Below are 17,614 nucleotides of genomic sequence, written 5' to 3'. Positions count from 1 at the left end.
TGTTATCTATTCCTCCTTTTCTATCTTTCTAATTATACAAAAAAAAATTGTATTGTTAAAAATTCAAGGCAGAAAAAAAGATAAATCCGAGAATGGATTTATCTCTTTGTTATTAAAGTATTAGAAATTATGGGCAAGGTCTTTAGCACGGGCAATGGCATTATCTTTGATTTCTTGTGCTTTATCCGGCATCGCATTATGCCCTTCTACGAATAAACCTTCAAGTGCAGGGAGACCAAAGAAACTCATCATCACACTTATATAACGATGTCCCATTTCCATTTGAGCCGCAGGGCCTTCAGAATAAAAACCCCCTCTAGCTTGGATGTGCAATGCTTTTTTATTTGTTAAAAGTCCAACAGGGCCTTGTTCTGTATATTTGAAGGTTTTCCCAGCAACAGAAACAGAATCAAGATAAGCTTTCATCACTGGAGGAAAGGAGAAATTCCATAATGGAGTAACAAAGACATATTTATCTGCCGCTACAAATTGCTCGCTTAGTTCGCCTAGACGGCCAACCTTTGCTTTTTCTTCGGAAGTAAGTGCATCAAATGCTTGTCCAGATTGTAGTTTTCCCCAACCGCTAAATACATCGGCATCGATATGTGGGATGTTTTCTTTATACAAGTCAATATGAACAATTTCATCGCTTGGATTAACATCCTTATAGGTATCGATAAATGCTTTCCCAACCGCCATACTATACGATTGAGTTTCGTTGTGTGGGTGTGCTGTAATGTACAATACTTTTGCCATTTCTTATCACCTTTCTGATTGTGTATTTAGACATTTTAGTTTGAATCAAAAATCAATGAAATAACCAAGAATTAAATAAGTCTTGATTTTAAATATTTTTAATTCGAGATAATTGTATTAAATATTTCTCTGAATGTCAAAGATATTACCTCTAAAATATTCATTATTTTATTAAAAAACTGGATTTGTTTCCTGACAAATCCAGTTATGTATCAAATTAATCATTTGCGTCAAGTGAATAAGGATTTCGACCAATGTTGGTCCTCATTTCATCAGTCATTGTGAATGGCTCATTAATCACTGACTCATTTGCAGCTTGACCAAGTTGAAAACTACCATCATAATGTATCGGTTTTTGTTCCATATTTTCTATCACCTCCCCCGACTCCTACGTTTATCATATGCCTTTTTGCCTATTTACTTACCTATTATTATTCTTTTGTTACATTTAACTTCCTTCTCAAAAAAAACTTAATTATCTGAATTTTACGGGAAACAATTTAAAAAAATGAAAAAGGCCGACTGATTACACAGTCGACCAATTCTTTAGTAAAAAGAGTTTATTTATTTTGTAGTTGCCACATTTACAGCTTCAATAACTTGGTCAGTTGTTTGCATGTTAAGAACTTCTTGAGAGAGTTTCTCCATGTCTGACTTATTCAAGTTATTAATTAATGAACGTGCTTTAAGAATTGAAGTTGCACTCATCGAAAATTCATCAAGTCCAAGGCCAAGTAAAACCGGTATAGCTGTTTCGTCTCCTGCCATTTCTCCACACATACCTGCCCATTTACCTTCAGCATGAGCAGCATCAATAACCATTTTGACCAATCGTAGAATGGATGGGCTATATGGTTGATATAAGTAAGAGACACGCTGATTCATTCGGTCAGCAGCCATTGTGTATTGAATTAGGTCGTTCGTCCCAATACTAAAGAAGTCAACTTCCTTCGCAAATTGATCGGCTAGCACAGCCGTTGATGGAATTTCCACCATAATCCCTAATTCAATTTTGTCCACTACTTTTTGTCCTTCAGACACTAGCTTCTGCTTTTCTTCCTCAAGAATTGCTTTAGCTGCACGGAACTCGTCCAAGGTAGCAATCATCGGGAACATAATTTTTAGATTTCCATAGCTGCTTGCTCGGAGTAACGCACGAAGCTGCGTACGGAAAATTCCTTGTTCTTCTAAGCATAGACGAATTGCACGGAACCCTAAGAATGGATTCATTTCCTTTGGTAAATCCAAATATGGCAGTTCTTTATCTCCGCCAATATCCAAGGTGCGGACAACCACCGGTTTTCCACTCATACCTTCTAATACAGCTTTGTAGGCTTCAAATTGTTCATCCTCAGTAGGGAGTTGGTCTCTGCCCATGTAAAGAAATTCGGTTCTGTACAATCCTACACCTTCACCGCCATTTTCAACTACCCCTTTTAAATCATTTGGAGTACCGATGTTCGCAGCTAATTCTACATGATGACCGTCAGCAGAAACTGTTTTTTCATTCACAAGCTTCGCCCACTCAGCTTTTTGAACTTCATAATCCTCATGGACTTTACGGTATTGTTCAACCAGTTCCGGCGTTGGATTAATATGGACTTCACCTTTTAGACCATCAACAATAACTAAATCGCCATTATTAATTTCTTCTGTAGCTGTCTTTGTTCCAACTACCGCAGGGATCTCCATTGAACGAGCCATAATGGCTGAGTGCGATGTCCTTCCACCGATATTTGTTGTAAACCCTTTAACAAATTGTCTGTTCAATTGTGCAGTATCAGACGGCGTTAAATCCTCGGAAACTATGATAACTTCTTCAGCAATCATACTTGGATTTACTAATTGTACACCTAATAAATGGGAAAGAACCCGCTTTGTAACATCACGGATGTCTGCCGCACGCTCTCTCATATATTCATTATCCATTTGTTCAAACATCATAACGAACATATCTGCTGTTTCTTTTAGTGCAGCTTCCGCATTCATTTTTTCCGATTGAATCTTATCTTCTATTGGCCCATTTAATTCAGGGTCATTTAAAACAAGAAGATGCGCTTCAAAAATAGCAGCTTTATCAGCTCCGAGGTCTACGTTAGCACGGTCACGGATAGCTTCAAGCTCAGTATTAGATTTTTTTAACGCCGCACGGAAGCGTTCAACTTCAGTTGTGGTGTCATCAATTGTCATCTTTTCAAAAGCTAAATTTGGTTCGACAAGGCGATACGCCTTTGCAATCGCAATACCATTTGATGCAGCAATTCCATGTAAAAAAGTCATTATTCAGCCAAACCTTCTTTTGTCAATGTCTCCTCAAGACTTCTTAATGCTTCTTCTGCGTCACTGCCTTCAGCTGTGATGTTAATATCAGCACCTTGACCGACACCTAGTGACATAACACCCATAATTGATTTTAAGTTTACTTTTTTACCTTTATATTCTAAATTGATTTCGGAATCGAATTTACTCGCAGTTTGCACTAACAAGGTCGCAGGTCTTGCGTGAATTCCTGTTTCCGCGATTACTTTAAATTGTTTTTCTGCCATGCTCAATCAAACTCCTTTAAAATTCAAATAATGTGAAAAAAAATTTCTTTCTTACCTCATTAACTTATACAATAATTTACGCCTTTTAGTCAACTAAATCGCTAAAAGAGAAAATATATTTATTTAATTTTTCAATTTACTTTTCCCCTTTGCCCCTCAAACATGTACAGAGATTTAAATTCTAAATTGCGAAATCTATACAAGTGCTAGAATAACACGCTCATACTTTTTAAACTGTTAATAATATCACATAAAAAAACTGCTCAAATAAAAATTTGAGACAGTTTTTTTCGTTAATTCCCATTTGCAGCATATGGTAAATGCTCTTGTTCATCTACCGGAACTATTACTGCTTTTAAATCCTCCTCTAATGCAAGCGAGTATGCTTTCCTTTCTTGTTCAGTCCAATTCAGCTTATCAGCCATATAGGCAATCACTTGACTCTTCCATTTTTGTACTAATTGAATATTAAACAAGATTGCTCCTGTTCTTCGATTAAAGAAATCAATTGGATTTGTTACCATTTCGAATTCAATGCTATAAACAAGCTTTGCAAATAATAAAGATGGTAAATTGTAATTCACTGCATCGGTTTCATTCTTTTTAAAGAGTTCAAAAACGGTATCAACGTTAGAACCATACATTCTGGCAAGATGCTCAGACTCCATATTAGTTAATCCCGCCGCTACCCCATTTTGTATCTGTTTTGCAACAAAAGCTTCAAAGTTTAATGATCCTCCTACATTACCTCCTGAAATTGGCATTGCTTTAGTCTTACACTCAGTGAAGCTTATTGCCTCTTCCGTCTTTAATTTCGCTGCCAAAAGGTCTACTATCGTTTCAGCCATTTTCCGATAACCTGTAAGCTTTCCCCCTGCAATTGTTAGCAGACCTGATTTTGATTCCCAAATTTCATCCTTTCGAGAAATTTCTGAGGCATTTTTTCCCTCCTCATATATGAGCGGACGAACTCCGGCCCAGCTTGATTCGATATCCTTTTCACTAATTTTTACTTGCGGGAACATGTAATTTATCGCATTAATAATATAACTGCGATCGTTTGAAGTCATATAAGGATGTGCAGTATCTTGATCATAAAAGGTATCCGTTGTACCAACATATGCCTTTCCTTCACGTGGAATCGCGAATACCATCCGTCCATCCGGTGTATCAAAATAAATGGACTGTTTTAAGGGAAAACGGGATTGGTCAATGACTAGATGGACTCCTTTTGTTAGTTGCAGTACTTTTCCCTTTCTTGATTGATCCATTTCCCGTATTTGGTCAACCCATGGCCCGGTTGCATTAACGATTTTTTTCGCACGTATCTCATATTTTTCTTTTGTTATCTGATCTTGTACCTTCGCACCGACAACTTTTCCATTTTCGTAAATAAGCGTCGTTACCTTTGTGTAATTTGCGGCGATTGCACCTTTTTCAATTGCTGCCTTCATGACTTCAATCGTCAGCCTGGCATCATCAGTCCGGTACTCAACATAATAGCCCCCACCCTTTAAACCGGCTTTTTTTAATAGCGGCTCTTTCGCTAAAGTTTTTGCCGAAGATAACATCGTCCTGCGCTCTGATTTCTTCACTCCTGCTAAAAAGTCATAAACTCTTAGGCCAATTGAAGTGCTAAATTTACCAAATGTGCCCCCCTTATGAATAGGAAGTAACATCCATTCGGGATTTGTCACGTGTGGGCCATTTTCATAAACAATTGCTCTTTCCTTTCCTACTTCAGCAACCATCTTTACTTCAAATTGCTTTAAGTATCTAAGTCCACCATGAACCAATTTTGTTGACCTGCTTGATGTACCTGCAGCAAAATCCTGCATTTCTACCAGTGCCGTTCTCATCCCCCTATCTTGAGCATCGAGGGCGATACCGGCACCGGTGATTCCACCGCCTATGACCAAAACATCATATAAATCGCTTTTTAACTTACTGATACTTTCTTTCCGATTTAAATTAGAAAATTTCATCATGTTTTCCTCCATAAATGAATCTATATATTTTTATATGCTGAGAATTTTGAAGAGAAATAAAAAAGAGACCACAAAAGACATTATCGAATTACGATAATGTTTTTGTGGTCTCTCCGATTTCTCCTGCCAATGTATTAACTTGATTTTATTTTACCATAAATAATTTGAGTTGACTATCCACTATCCCGTTTATTTGAAAGCCATCGCTGCGTTCACAGCTTTTTTCCAGCCATTATAAAGATTATTGCGATTTTCATCATTCATTTTCGGGCTAAATTTCCTGTCAATGGCCCATTGACGGGAAATTTCCTCCTGACTTTCCCAAAATCCAACTGCTAACCCCGCTAAATAAGCAGCACCTAATGCTGTGGTTTCACTCACAACCGGCCTTTCCACCGGAACATTTAAAATGTCACTTTGAAAATCCATTAAGAAATTATTTTTCACTGCTCCTCCGTCTACACGGAGCGTTTTAAGAACGATACCGGAATCAGCTTCCATTGCGGATAAAACATCCTTTGTTTGATAGGAAAGCGATTCAAGTGTCGCACGAATAAAATGTTCCTTCGAAGTTCCTCGAGTTAACCCAAACACAGCACCACGGACATCACTATCCCAGTATGGAGTTCCTAATCCAACAAACGCAGGAACCACATAAACCCCGTTTGTAGATTCTACTTTTGCTGCGTATTCTTCGCTATCTTTAGCATCCTTAATCACTCTAAGACCGTCACGGAGCCATTGAATCGCTGAACCTGCTACGAATATACTTCCCTCCAGTGCATATTCAACCTTGCCATTTAAGCCCCAAGCTATTGTTGTCAAAAGGCCATGTTCTGAACGTACTGCTTTTTCTCCTGTATTCATTAACATAAAACAGCCCGTTCCGTAGGTGTTTTTAGCCATTCCTTCTTCGAAACATGCCTGTCCGAATAACGCTGCTTGCTGATCCCCTGCTATCCCCGATATTGGAATTTCCTTACCAAAGAAATGATAATCCACCGTGTTCGCATAAATTTCAGATGAAGGAAGCACCTCGGGAAGCATTGATTTCGGAACTCCTAAGATTTCCAATAATTCATCGTCCCATTTAAGCTCATAAATATTAAACATCAACGTCCGAGAAGCATTGGAGTAATCAGTAACATGTGCACGACCGCCTGATAGCTTCCAAATCAGCCATGTATCGATCGTTCCAAACAATAATTTTCCTTGCTCAGCCTTTTCCCGTGCTCCAGCCACATGATCCAAGATCCATTTTACTTTTGTACCGGAGAAATAGGCATCAATGAGCAAGCCTGTTTTTTCCCGGAATAAATCATTAAGGCCCTTTTCCTTTAGCTCATCACAAATAGAACTTGTTTGTCTCGATTGCCAGACAATTGCATTGTATACGGGTACACCCGTTTCTTTATCCCAAACAACTGCTGTTTCACGTTGATTTGTAATTCCGATCCCGGCAATTTGTTCAGGTTTAATGCCTGATTCGGATAGGACTCCGGCAATGACAGAGAGGACCGATCCCCAAATTTCATTGGCATTGTGTTCCACCCAACCCGGCTTCGGAAAATGTTGTGTAAACTCTTTTTGTGCAACATGAACGATTTCACCGTTTTTATTAAAAAGAATGGCTCGAGAACTCGTAGTTCCTTGATCTAAAGATAATATATACTTTTCCATGAGAATCCCCCTATTTATTAAGATAAACAAGAATTTAAGCGGCAATCTTTGATCGGTCCAGGTCTGCAGCCTGTTTCTTCCCAAATGCAAACGCAAGTAATAGGGCAATAATATTAAATCCTAAAACGCCCCAAAGCGAACCTGATACTTTTCCTAAAAAAACTGATTTATAAAATACTGCTCCAAGAGCTCCGCCTAAAAGTGGTCCAACCACCGGAATCCATGAATAACCCCAATCGGAGCCTCCCTTTCCCGGTATTGGTAATAAGAAATGGGCGATACGCGGTCCCAGGTCTCTGGCAGGATTTATCGCATAACCTGTAGTTCCACCCAAAGACATCCCGATGACTACAATGAGTAAACCAACAGCAAGCGGGTTTAACCCTTGAGTAAATTTGTTTGCCCCAATAAATAATAGACCAAGGACAAGAATAAAAGTACCAAATATTTCACTTAATAGATTAGAAAAAGTATGTTTAATAGCAGGGCTTGTTGCAAAAACACCAAGTTTTGTAGCCGGATCATCTGTTACTTTCCAATGGGGCAAATAGTGTAAAAAGATTAATACTGAACCCAATATTGCTCCAATCATTTGCGCCAGTATGTAGCTCGGTACATTAGACCATGGAAAATCTCCATTTAACGCTAAGGCTATTGTTACCGCAGGATTTAAATGTGCCCCGCTTACTGCCCCAACTGCAAAAACCCCCATGGTTACAGCAAGTCCCCAAGCAATTGTAATCACTATCCAACCTGCATTATTAGAATAAGACTTCTTTAAAGAAGAACCTGCTCCAATCCCTGCACCGAACACGATCAGAATCATTGTTCCAATCATTTCCCCAACAAATGGTGTCATTTTTTACCCTCTCCTTTTTTTAAGTTGATTTTATTTTAGTTTTCTCATGTTGAATACGAAAAAAAAGAGATTCACAACAGAATGAACCCAAAATTGGGTTTCTGCGTGAATCTCCTTATCTCCGTCACAAAGTATTAACTTGTTAAATTGAGTATAAATAGTTATGAAAGCGGTGTCAATATTTTTTCTACAAAAATAGTAATATTTTATTAACATTAATTACCAAACAGGTCCCACAATTCCCTTTTTGAGGTGGTAATGGCTGAGGCACCTGCATTTAAAGCATTCTGTACCTCTTCAGGAGTACGAATTAAGCCTCCGGCAAAAATAGGGGTTTTCACCCTCTCTTTTACTTCAGTTATCATCCTCGGCATAGCCCCCGGAAGCACCTCAAGATAATCCGGCTGTGTTTTTTCAATTAGTTTGTAGCTTTTTTCGAGTGCATGACTATCAATTAGGAATATCCTTTGCACCGCGATTACCCCTTTTTGTTTTGCCTTTTGGATGACACTTGCTTTTGTCGAGATCAAACCATAGGGTTTAAATTCTTGGCAAATATATTCTGTTGCATATTCATCATTTTTGATTCCATGAATTAAATCGACGTGATAAATCATTTTCTTTCCGCTCTGCTTCGCCATCAAATTAATATTTTTTAATTGCGCAATATGCATGTCTAAAAAAACTCCGATTTCAAAAGAACTCTGCAAAAAACGTTCAAATTCCTTTAGAGTTGACGATGCCGGTAATATTTTCTGTTCCATATTTTTTGACTTCCTTTCATACAACTTTCCTCAATTAACTTCGGGGATTTTCTAAGTATTGATATAATACATCTCCGCCCCTTTGGCCTATGCCACGAAAATGTTTAAAATCATTTCTCTTAGCAAGAACCTGGCGAAATTCCATAAAATCCTCATTTTTTACATAATACTCTGTTAAATCCCCTGTCATAAGTCGATTCAAAATATCATTTATCAATTCTACCTTCAACAATAGCACCACCTTTACGTATTTTATTTTACCTAAACTATTTTTCCTTAAGTCAAGTTATGATGATATTCCCGAGGAAATTTTATACTGCAAAAACATTTTGAATGAAAGCGGTTTCTATATATATATCAATTTTATTACTATTTTCGAAATAATTAACGAAATTGTCAAATAAAAGCCTTTACGAATTGGGAAAAGTAGTGCAAACTGTTATTTAATTGGATTTTATTTATAGTTTGTCAGGTAAAGGAGAGAGACTAATGAAGATAGCAGAAGTGGGGAATATCATCGAATTCCGTGGTGGTTTGCAAGGGATTGTAGAGAAAGTAAATGAAAATTCTGTAATAGTCGACCTAACTTATATGGATAATTACCGAGACTTAGAATTGGATCAGCGTACAGTAGTTAATCATAAAAACTATAAGATCGTAAAAGAAAGCGCTTATTAAATTGATAAAATGATTGAAAAGACAGTCCGGGACTGCCTTTTCTTTTTTGTTTTTAAGAAGCATTATTCTTCTTTCCCGGTTTCTTTAGAGAGTTGCTTTAAGGATTTCACTTTTCCGTGAGGATTTTGATCCTGTTTTCGAACAGTCCATTCCCGTTCTTGTTCACTTTTTGATTTACTCATAAGCTTCACTCCCTTCATCATTTATTTTTTGCAAAATTCCTCTTTTTATCATTGAATTCTAATTAAATCTTGGATGAAATCATTTCCTTTCACCGATTTTTTTTGCTAAAATAAATTTTATTGCCAGGAAAGGGGCTTGTCATAATGAAGAAACGTCCCATTGATTTTCGTCTTTTATTTGGATTGGTCATTGCTCATTTTCTTTTGTTTTTTTCCTTTCAGGATAAAACAATATTTTGGTATATTTTTTCTGCCTCATTGCTTTTGCTAATCACATATGCAATGTTCCAAGAAGAGGTTGATGACGAAGCGTCATTTTTTACTTATTTATCCTTTGGAGCAATGTCCGGATTGTTTCTATATATAATTTTGTGGCTTGGTTATCATGCCATTGGGATTCTTCATCTTCCATTTATCAATAGTATTAGCAGACTTTACCGCTGGTTTGCACCATCGGTTTTCTGGCAGTATCTTGCGCTTGTGCTGGTTGCTGCACCCGGCGAAGAACTATTTTGGAGGGGATTTATTCAAAAAAGGCTATTAACATACTATGGCCCACTGAAAAGTATTTTGATTGCTTCCGTTTTATACGCATCCGTTTATATCTATTCCGGTTCGTTTATCTTCGTTTTAGCTTCCTTTATTTCCGGAATTATCTGGGGCTGCATTTATTTTTGGAAAAAAAGCATGCCAATGGTCATTGTATCCCATTTAGTTTTTGACATCATGATTTTTATCATTTTACCGTTGAAATAGTGAAAGCGTCTGATTTATTCAGCCGCTTTTTCTATTTTGAAAAATCAAGCTATTTCTTTTCAATATGTGCTAGTGGCTTCATCCAAAGTAAAACAAAAAAAATGAGGCTAATATAACCAAACAGTGGATAAAGATAAGAAAGGAGCTTCCCATAGTCAACAAGACTTATGATGTAGGCAACACCAAATATGGCAGAAATCGATACGATTGTTGGTACTAATAGATATTGTTTCAACTGACGATCCAGACCAAAGACGTTGCCTATAACGGAGGTAAAAATTTCACCATAAATTACGAGGACAAAGATCCAATAAAAAAACGGAACGAATTTCTTCATGATAATTGCCATTGGAATTTCATATTGTTCCAAATTAGGAAGCATGATTAAGGTGAAATGACTTGCTATTAGAATAACCGTCAATGCAGCACCGCCTATTATTCCTCCCCACTTAATTGTCCAGTCATCTTTAATTTCGTTTGCAATTGGCACCAAAACTGCTTGAGCTAAAGCAAGATTAAAGGCAGTATATGAAAATGGAGCCAACACACTTTTCCATCCGTCATCGGCATGGGGAACAAACAATAGCTGATTCACAAAATGGGGCATTCTAACTGAAAAAAACATTAACATCAAGCTAAATGTAATCATTAACGGAACAACAAATGTATTTACTGCAAAAAGTCCTTTTATACCAATGAGCATTACAAGGACTGAAAGGAAAATAGTCAGAAAAACACCAATATCTTTTGGCAGCCCAAGCTGTTCTTCAAATACTGCGCCGGCCCCGGCAAGCATAACTGCACTTACCCCAAGCAGCATAACTAACATAATAATGTTTATTCCCTTACCCGCCCATTTTCCAAACAAATATACATTTAATTCCTGATATGATTCTGCTTTAATGTGAGCAGCCATTCTCATTAATTTTGAACCCATAAAAACAAGGAGGTAGCCGCTCAATAAAATACTGATAAAGCCAAAAAACCCAAACCGAGAAAAAAATTCTACGATTTCTCTTCCGGTAGCAAAACCGGCACCGACAACTGTTCCAACGTAGACGGCCGCAATTTGGAAAGCTGCTGTCCAATTCTTCTTCACTTCATCTCCCCCTCCTCATCACTATATGATTGAAGGGACAAACAAAGACGAGCTTTTTTTTCAAAGAGTGGTATAAATTACTAACACAAAAATCTTGAAAGTCAAAAATGGTCAGAGTATACTGTTCTCATGAAGGTCAAATATAGTCAAAGTCAATAAACCTTCAAATCATGATTAAATTAGGAGGTTTTATTTATGCTTTGTCAATTATGCAAAGATAAACAGGCAAATATTCAATTAAGGGTAATGATAAATGGACAGCACAAAGAATTGAAACTATGTCAAGAATGCTATGCTAAAGAAAAGAATTCACTTGGTGCAAGTTTGGGACCAAATAGTTTTCCAAGTTTTCCTTTTGAAGAGTTATTTTTCACTAAAAATACGCCAGGAAATCAACATATTAATGGCCAGCCAGCTTCTCGAATAAATAGTAAATCCTCACATGGTGCCGGCTTATTAGATCAAGTGGGCCGAAATTTGACGCAAATGGCGAAAGCAGGATTAATTGATCCAGTTATCGGTCGTGATGAAGAAATTAAGCGTATTATCGAAATTTTAAATCGAAGAAACAAAAACAATCCTGTTTTAATTGGGGAACCGGGTGTTGGTAAAACAGCGATCGCGGAAGGTCTGGCAATAATGATAGCGGAAGGTCAAGTTCCTGTAAAATTACGAAATAAAGAGGTTTACCTGCTTGATGTGGCATCACTTGTTGAGAATACAGGAATTCGAGGTCAATTTGAGGAAAGAATGAAACAACTTATTTCTGAACTGCAGGAACGCAAGAATATCATTCTATTTATCGACGAGATTCATCTTCTAGTCGGGGCCGGTTCAGCAGAGGGATCGATGGATGCAGGAAATATTTTGAAGCCTGCGTTAGCACGAGGAGAACTACAGCTCGTTGGGGCAACGACTTTGAAGGAGTACCGGCGAATTGAAAAAGATTCAGCATTAGAACGCCGCTTTCAGCCCGTTCATGTTCTTGAACCAACACTGGAAGCAGCTATCGAAATTTTGAAGGGGATTCAGAAAAAATATGAGGAATACCATGAAGTAAGGTACTCTGAAGATACGATTCAAGCATGTGTACAATTATCTCATCGTTATATTCCAGACCGTTTTTTACCAGATAAGGCAATTGATTTATTAGATGAGGCAGGGTCAAAATTAAATTTAACTTCGGATGGCAAAAGTACTGAACAAATTGAGAATAGGTTAAAAGAGATTATCATGGAAAAAGAAGCTGCTCTTAAAAATGAAAATTATGAGCTGGCTGCATCTCTCCGCGATGAGGAAGCAAATCTAGAAAAGTCCTTAATTACAGATTCAAATTCAGAAAAACCTATTGTTGAAGTATTCCATATCCAAGAAATCATTGAACAAAAAACAGGTATTCCAGTTGGTAAACTTCAAGAAGATGAACAGCTTAGAATGAAATTTCTTGAAGAGAATCTTAATAAGAAGGTGATAGGTCAGGAAAACGCGGTCAAAAAAGTAGCTAAGGCTATTAGGAGAAGCCGGGCTGGCTTAAAATCAAAACACCGTCCGATTGGGTCTTTCTTATTCGTAGGACCAACCGGAGTTGGGAAAACGGAGCTGACAAAAACCCTTGCCGAAGAATTATTCGGTTCTAAAGATTCATTGGTACGCGTAGATATGAGTGAGTATATGGAAAAACACAGTGTCTCCAAACTAATCGGTTCACCACCCGGCTATGTAGGACATGATGAAGCAGGACAGCTTACTGAAAAAGTACGTAGGAACCCCTACAGTATTATTTTATTGGATGAAATTGAAAAAGCACATCCGGATGTGCAGCATATGTTCCTGCAAATTCTCGAAGATGGCCGTCTTACAGATAGCCAAGGTAGAACAGTTAGCTTTAAGGATACAGTTATTATTATGACAAGTAATACGGGTGTTGGACACAAAACCATTCATGTAGGCTTTGGGACAAATGAAGCTATCGAAGAAGCATCTATTCTTGATTCTCTTAAAGGTTTCTTTAAACCGGAATTCTTGAATCGTTTTGATAGTATCATCGAATTTAATACACTCAAAAAAGAACACATTATGCATATCGTTGATTTGTTAATTAGCGAGTTACAAGATGCATTACTCGAGCAAAACATTGAATTAATTATTTCACCGGATACAAAAGAAAAGTTAGCTGAATTTGGCTATCATCCAGCCTTCGGTGCTCGTCCGCTCCGTCGGGTTATCCAGGAGCATCTCGAAGATCGGATTGCCGATTTTATCCTGGATCAACAGAATATAAAAAAATTAAAAGCCATTATGAAAGATGGTGAAATAATTTTAGAGGAAGAAACCGTTGCCGTACATTAATGTGATTTTCCCACGGTACTCAAAATCAAAGCGAAGCCTAACTGGCTTCGCTTTTAAATTATAGTTTTTTATCATCCACAGAATTTAACCAATTCTCTATCACACCAACCACTGATTCTACACAGCCCGCTTCAAAAGGTGAAATTAAGTTAGCTGCTTCAACCAGCTTAGTAAACGACTTGCTTCCACCTAGTTTACATAGTTTCACATAATCTGACCATGCCTCTTGCTGATTTTCTCTAGAGCGTTTCCAAAATTGGAAGGCACAAATTTGCGCAAGGGTATAATCAATATAATAAAATGGTGAATTATAAATATGACCCTGCCGCTGCCAGAAACCGCCGTTTTCTAAATACTCATTGCCATCATAATCTTTATGCGGCATATACTTTTTCTCAATCTGGCGCCATTGTAGTTTCCGCTCTTTTGGCGTTGCTTCCGGATTTTCGTATACCCAGTGCTGGAATTCGTCAACTGATACTCCGTAAGGCAGGAACAATAAAGCATCGCTTAAGTGAGAAAACTTGTACTTATCCGTATCTTCTTTAAAGAACAGCTCCATCCAAGGCCATGTGAAAAACTCCATACTCATCGAATGAATTTCACAAGCTTCGTAGGTTGGCCAAAAATACTCAGGAATCTCAAAGTGACGGCTTGAATAAACCTGAAAAGCATGACCTGCTTCATGGGTTAAAACATCAATATCCCCTGATGTTCCGTTAAAATTAGAAAAAATAAACGGAGACTTGAAGTTTTCAATGTATGTACAATACCCGCCGCCGGCCTTTCCCTTTTTAGCAACGAGATCCATCAGATTATTATCCTGCATAAACTGAAAGAAGGTCCCTGTTTCCTTTGAAAGCTCTTGATACATTTTCTGTCCATTTTCAATTATCCATTCCGGAGTTCCTTTTGGCAGAGCATTCCCTGTTTGAAAATTGAAGCCTTCATCATAATATTTTAATTGGTCTAAACCAAGTCTTTCTCTTTGCCGTGCTTTTAACTTTGTTGCTATTGGTACAATAAAATCTTTTACTTGCCCACGGAAATTCGTTACCATGTCAGAATTATAATCTGTCCTCATCATTCGGTAATAACCAAGCTCAACAAAATTTTTATATCCAAGCGTTTGTGCAATTTCTGTTCTGACTTTAACAAGATCATCATAAATTCGATCCAGCTCGTCTTCATGCTCTGCTAAAAATCCAAATTTCGCTTCATTTGCCCTTTTTCGCATCTCTCGGTCTGTGGATTCGGTAAACGGTTCTAATTGGGCAAGCGTTCTTTCTTCGCCTTCAAAATTAATTTTTGCGGAGGCAAGGAGTTTCGTGTATTCTGTGGATAAGCGGTTTTCCTTCTGCAACATTGGGACAATTTCAGGTTTAAATGTCTTAAGTTGTCCTTCGGCAAGGGCGAAAAGCTGGCGACCCCATTTTTCTTCTAATTCAGTTCGAAATTTTGAATGAACTAATGCCTGATAATATTTAGTTACTAACCCTTCTACTTCAGGTTGGATTTCATCCATGATATCTTGTTCTGCCTTATAAAACTCATCGTTGGTATCAATGGAATGACGGATATGCACAAGGTTGAACATTGTCCCAAGATCATTTCTTAGCTCATTGACCTCATCCATGGCCTTACTCTGTTCTTCAACAGTAATAGAGTTATTGAACTTCTCTATTGCAGCATTAAAGTTTGCTGTTATTACCTCTAAATTTGGACGTTTATAGGTAAATTCTTCAAATTTCATTTAGCCAACTCCTTTTTCTATTATTGCAACTATCATTTCGACACTATTTATTAATATTCCTTTAACTAAAAAAAATACGGCGAAATCGCCGTATTAAAATTTTCCCGCAGGCAAACCCAACTTTTTAAGCAAATCTATTGCTTCACTTTTTTCAATTTCGGTGAGAGTAGACATCAAATTGTGTATTTGCTCTGCGTGTTCAGGAAAAATCCCCCCGATAAACTTTTTTCCTTCGTCTGTTATCTGAGCATAGGTAACCCTGCGGTCATTTGGACAGGCTATCCTTTTTAGCATCCCTTTTTGTTCAAGCTTGTCGACCACGTATGTGATACTTCCACTGGCAAGCAAAATTTTCCCGCCAATTTGCTGCATTGGCTGGTCACCTTTATGGTATAAAAGCTCTAATACCGCAAATTCCGTTGGATTTAACCCATTTGCTTGAATAAATTTATTAACGTGTTCATTGATCGCTTTATATGCTCTTGAGAGGACAATATAGAGTTTTAACGATTGGGAAATTGAATCATTTTCCATAAAATTCACCCTTTAAATTATCTCGATTTCAAATTAATTATAAAAAATTTTTCATAGAGTGTCAATTTTCCAAAAAAAAACAGTTTCCTTGATAAGAAAGCAGCACAGATGGTCGGTATTTTTTACATTATTATATCTACTTAAATTAAATATTTCGATTTTAGAAATAATCCATTTTCTTCTAAACAAATATTTTGTATGATAAGGATAATTATTTTATTAAAAGGCTCTGTTAAACTTGGTTGTTGATTTCCGCTCCTGGCGCTCGCTTTGCGCGGGGAGGTCCGAGAGCCTCCTCGGCGCTTAGAGATAAGCGGGGTCTCCCGTGACCTCTCTATCCCGCAGGAGTCGAGCGCCCTCCGCTCCAATCAACAGTTGTAAAAAATCAACATTCGCCTTTAACACAGCCTATTAAAAAAGGAGATTGCTATGACTCAACAAGCTGCTTTACCGGCAAAGGTGACAAATACATCAGAATCTACTATATATAAAATTCTTTTCATCATCGGACTTTGCCATTTATTAAATGATGCCATTCAATCAGTTGTGCCCGCCATGTTTCCCATTTTAGAAAAATCAATGGGCTTAACATTCACACAGCTTGGTATTATTGCCTTTTCCTTAAATATGGTTTCATCTGTCATGCAGCCCGTTGTCGGAACTTTTACAGATAAAAAACCAATGCCTTACGCTTTGCCAATCGGCCTTACGCTTACACTATTCGGTATTCTTGGATTAGGTTTTGCTTCGAACTTCGGAATGATTGTCGTGTCTGTCATATTCATTGGACTTGGCTCCTCGGTTTTCCATCCTGAAGGCTCAAGAGTGGCCCATATGGCTGCAGGGAACAGGAGAGGTCTTGCACAATCGATTTATCAGGTTGGCGGCAATACGGGTCAAGCATTAGCTCCGCTTATAACAGCATTAATATTGGTTCCTTTAGGTCAAATCGGAGCATCCTGGTTTACGATTGCTGCCGCCCTTGCAGTTGTTTTATTAGTGTATATCGCCATTTGGTATAATCAGCGATTAGCAGTTACTTCAAACACGACTAAAAGAAAAAAGGCCGATTCGGAAAACATGATCGGACTATCAAAAGATGTTAAAAAAGCCTTAGCTTTAATCCTATTGTTAATTTTTGCGAGATCTTGGTATATCTCCGGTATGACCAATTTTTATGCTTTTTATGCGATAAAAGTATATTCAATGACAATTAAAGCATCACAGCTATATTTATTTGCATTTTTAGTAGCAGGAGCATTCGGCACCTTTTTTGGAGGACCGCTGTCAGACAGATTTGGCAAAAAAAGAATTATATCTTTTTCAATGTTAGCAACAGTCCCCTTTTCTATCTTAATTCCTTTTGTTCCGTCATATATTGCTTTTATCTTTCTGCTTCTAACGGGATTTATCCTAATGACCAGTTTTTCCGTCACTGTTGTTTATGCCCAGGAGCTTGTCCCGGGAAAAATAGGCTTGATGTCAGGCCTTACCGTTGGTCTCGCTTTTGGAATGGGAGCCATAGGTTCCGTTGGGCTGGGATATATTGCAGACTTAATCAGTATCCAATCCATGGTTTCCTGCATTGGTATACTGCCTTTATTAGGATTAACTGCTTTTCTGCTGCCAAATGATAACAAAGTCCGTGAGTGGTATCAAGGGAACTAGAA

Annotated in this window: 17 protein-coding genes; 4 read left to right on the top strand and 13 right to left on the bottom strand. The window is 37.7% G+C overall.

The annotated features are described in order from the left end of the window. Positions 1-120: 120 nt before the first annotated feature. The 9 genes from J2S10_RS07740 to J2S10_RS07700 all read right to left on the bottom strand — a co-directional run bounded on the left by J2S10_RS07740 (position 121) and on the right by J2S10_RS07700 (position 8,822). Positions 121-756 carry an FMN-dependent NADH-azoreductase gene (locus tag J2S10_RS07740; RefSeq protein ID WP_307406126.1) on the bottom strand — a complete coding sequence of 212 codons (636 nt, stop codon included), beginning with the start codon at positions 754-756 and terminating at the stop codon, positions 121-123. A gap of 217 nt (positions 757-973) precedes the next feature. Further along, positions 974-1,120 carry a hypothetical protein gene (locus tag J2S10_RS07735; protein WP_307406123.1) on the bottom strand — a complete coding sequence of 49 codons (147 nt, stop codon included), beginning with the start codon at positions 1,118-1,120 and terminating at the stop codon, positions 974-976. 200 nt (positions 1,121-1,320) lie between these two features. Continuing rightward, positions 1,321-3,036 carry a phosphoenolpyruvate--protein phosphotransferase gene (ptsP, locus tag J2S10_RS07730; RefSeq protein WP_307406121.1) on the bottom strand — a complete coding sequence of 572 codons (1,716 nt, stop codon included), beginning with the start codon at positions 3,034-3,036 and terminating at the stop codon, positions 1,321-1,323. Next, positions 3,036-3,302, bottom strand: coding sequence for a phosphocarrier protein HPr (locus J2S10_RS07725; protein WP_307406119.1), 267 nt, complete (start codon positions 3,300-3,302; stop codon positions 3,036-3,038). The genes ptsP and J2S10_RS07725 overlap by 1 nt, the downstream gene beginning before the upstream one ends. Before the next feature lie 293 nt (positions 3,303-3,595). Further along, positions 3,596-5,287, bottom strand: coding sequence for a glycerol-3-phosphate dehydrogenase/oxidase (locus J2S10_RS07720; protein ID WP_307406117.1), 1,692 nt, complete (start codon positions 5,285-5,287; stop codon positions 3,596-3,598). Positions 5,288-5,479: 192 nt separating this feature from the next. Next, a complete protein-coding gene (gene glpK / locus J2S10_RS07715) occupies positions 5,480-6,970 on the bottom strand; it encodes a glycerol kinase GlpK (protein ID WP_307406115.1) in 1,491 nt (496 codons plus the stop codon). 34 nt (positions 6,971-7,004) lie between these two features. Continuing rightward, entirely contained in the window at positions 7,005-7,829 is an 825-nt protein-coding gene (locus J2S10_RS07710) for an MIP/aquaporin family protein (protein ID WP_307406113.1), read from the bottom strand. Between the two features lie 215 nt (positions 7,830-8,044). After that, positions 8,045-8,593, bottom strand: coding sequence for a glycerol-3-phosphate responsive antiterminator (locus tag J2S10_RS07705; RefSeq protein WP_307406112.1), 549 nt, complete (start codon positions 8,591-8,593; stop codon positions 8,045-8,047). A gap of 34 nt (positions 8,594-8,627) precedes the next feature. After that, positions 8,628-8,822, bottom strand: a complete 195-nt coding sequence (locus J2S10_RS07700) for a hypothetical protein (protein ID WP_307406110.1) — start codon at positions 8,820-8,822, stop codon at positions 8,628-8,630. Positions 8,823-9,082: 260 nt separating this feature from the next. Here J2S10_RS07700 and J2S10_RS07695 point away from each other — a divergent pair, with 260 nt between their 5' ends. Continuing rightward, the gene (locus J2S10_RS07695) at positions 9,083-9,271 is read left to right on the top strand and encodes a YkvS family protein (RefSeq protein ID WP_307406107.1); all 189 of its coding nucleotides are present in this window, start codon (positions 9,083-9,085) and stop codon (positions 9,269-9,271) included. A 62-nt stretch (positions 9,272-9,333) separates the two neighbouring features. Here J2S10_RS07695 and J2S10_RS07690 read toward each other — a convergent pair whose 3' ends face one another. After that, positions 9,334-9,453: a DUF6254 family protein gene (locus tag J2S10_RS07690; protein ID WP_307406105.1), complete on the bottom strand. Its 120-nt coding sequence runs from the start codon at positions 9,451-9,453 to the stop codon at positions 9,334-9,336. A 144-nt stretch (positions 9,454-9,597) separates the two neighbouring features. On the opposite strand from J2S10_RS07690, the gene J2S10_RS07685 reads away from it, so the two are divergent. Continuing rightward, positions 9,598-10,209, top strand: a complete 612-nt coding sequence (locus tag J2S10_RS07685) for a CPBP family intramembrane glutamic endopeptidase (protein ID WP_307406102.1) — start codon at positions 9,598-9,600, stop codon at positions 10,207-10,209. Positions 10,210-10,258: 49 nt separating this feature from the next. Here J2S10_RS07685 and J2S10_RS07680 read toward each other — a convergent pair whose 3' ends face one another. After that, entirely contained in the window at positions 10,259-11,308 is a 1,050-nt protein-coding gene (locus tag J2S10_RS07680; protein ID WP_307406100.1) for a YkvI family membrane protein, read from the bottom strand. Positions 11,309-11,503: 195 nt separating this feature from the next. Here J2S10_RS07680 and J2S10_RS07675 point away from each other — a divergent pair, with 195 nt between their 5' ends. Continuing rightward, a complete protein-coding gene (locus tag J2S10_RS07675) occupies positions 11,504-13,657 on the top strand; it encodes an ATP-dependent Clp protease ATP-binding subunit (protein ID WP_307406099.1) in 2,154 nt (717 codons plus the stop codon). Between the two features lie 58 nt (positions 13,658-13,715). Here J2S10_RS07675 and J2S10_RS07670 read toward each other — a convergent pair whose 3' ends face one another. Together J2S10_RS07670 and J2S10_RS07665 are read right to left on the bottom strand one after the other, a co-directional pair. Beyond that, entirely contained in the window at positions 13,716-15,410 is a 1,695-nt protein-coding gene (locus J2S10_RS07670; RefSeq protein WP_307406097.1) for a M3 family oligoendopeptidase, read from the bottom strand. Between the two features lie 93 nt (positions 15,411-15,503). After that, positions 15,504-15,944, bottom strand: a complete 441-nt coding sequence (locus J2S10_RS07665) for a MarR family winged helix-turn-helix transcriptional regulator (RefSeq protein WP_307406096.1) — start codon at positions 15,942-15,944, stop codon at positions 15,504-15,506. 429 nt (positions 15,945-16,373) lie between these two features. On the opposite strand from J2S10_RS07665, the gene J2S10_RS07660 reads away from it, so the two are divergent. Beyond that, positions 16,374-17,612 (top strand): MFS transporter, encoded by a 1,239-nt coding sequence (locus J2S10_RS07660; protein WP_307406095.1) that lies wholly within the window; start codon positions 16,374-16,376, stop codon positions 17,610-17,612. Positions 17,613-17,614 lie beyond the last annotated feature (2 nt).

This window comes from Neobacillus ginsengisoli (genome assembly GCF_030813055.1).
This window is presented reverse-complemented; position numbering and strand designations above follow the sequence as displayed.

Excerpts from the sequence above, each read along its gene's own strand:
- J2S10_RS07740 (WP_307406126.1), bottom strand. The coding sequence starts at position 756 with ATGGCAAAAGTATTGTACATTACAGCACACCCACACAACGAAACTCAA.
- J2S10_RS07735 (WP_307406123.1), bottom strand. The coding sequence starts at position 1,120 with ATGGAACAAAAACCGATACATTATGATGGTAGTTTTCAACTTGGTCAA.
- ptsP (WP_307406121.1), bottom strand. The coding sequence starts at position 3,036 with ATGACTTTTTTACATGGAATTGCTGCATCAAATGGTATTGCGATTGCA.
- J2S10_RS07725 (WP_307406119.1), bottom strand. The coding sequence starts at position 3,302 with ATGGCAGAAAAACAATTTAAAGTAATCGCGGAAACAGGAATTCACGCA.
- J2S10_RS07720 (WP_307406117.1), bottom strand. The coding sequence starts at position 5,287 with ATGAAATTTTCTAATTTAAATCGGAAAGAAAGTATCAGTAAGTTAAAA.
- glpK (WP_307406115.1), bottom strand. The coding sequence starts at position 6,970 with ATGGAAAAGTATATATTATCTTTAGATCAAGGAACTACGAGTTCTCGA.
- J2S10_RS07710 (WP_307406113.1), bottom strand. The coding sequence starts at position 7,829 with ATGACACCATTTGTTGGGGAAATGATTGGAACAATGATTCTGATCGTG.
- J2S10_RS07705 (WP_307406112.1), bottom strand. The coding sequence starts at position 8,593 with ATGGAACAGAAAATATTACCGGCATCGTCAACTCTAAAGGAATTTGAA.
- J2S10_RS07695 (WP_307406107.1), top strand. The coding sequence starts at position 9,083 with ATGAAGATAGCAGAAGTGGGGAATATCATCGAATTCCGTGGTGGTTTG.
- J2S10_RS07690 (WP_307406105.1), bottom strand. The coding sequence starts at position 9,453 with ATGAGTAAATCAAAAAGTGAACAAGAACGGGAATGGACTGTTCGAAAA.
- J2S10_RS07685 (WP_307406102.1), top strand. The coding sequence starts at position 9,598 with ATGAAGAAACGTCCCATTGATTTTCGTCTTTTATTTGGATTGGTCATT.
- J2S10_RS07675 (WP_307406099.1), top strand. The coding sequence starts at position 11,504 with ATGCTTTGTCAATTATGCAAAGATAAACAGGCAAATATTCAATTAAGG.
- J2S10_RS07670 (WP_307406097.1), bottom strand. The coding sequence starts at position 15,410 with ATGAAATTTGAAGAATTTACCTATAAACGTCCAAATTTAGAGGTAATA.
- J2S10_RS07665 (WP_307406096.1), bottom strand. The coding sequence starts at position 15,944 with ATGGAAAATGATTCAATTTCCCAATCGTTAAAACTCTATATTGTCCTC.
- J2S10_RS07660 (WP_307406095.1), top strand. The coding sequence starts at position 16,374 with ATGACTCAACAAGCTGCTTTACCGGCAAAGGTGACAAATACATCAGAA.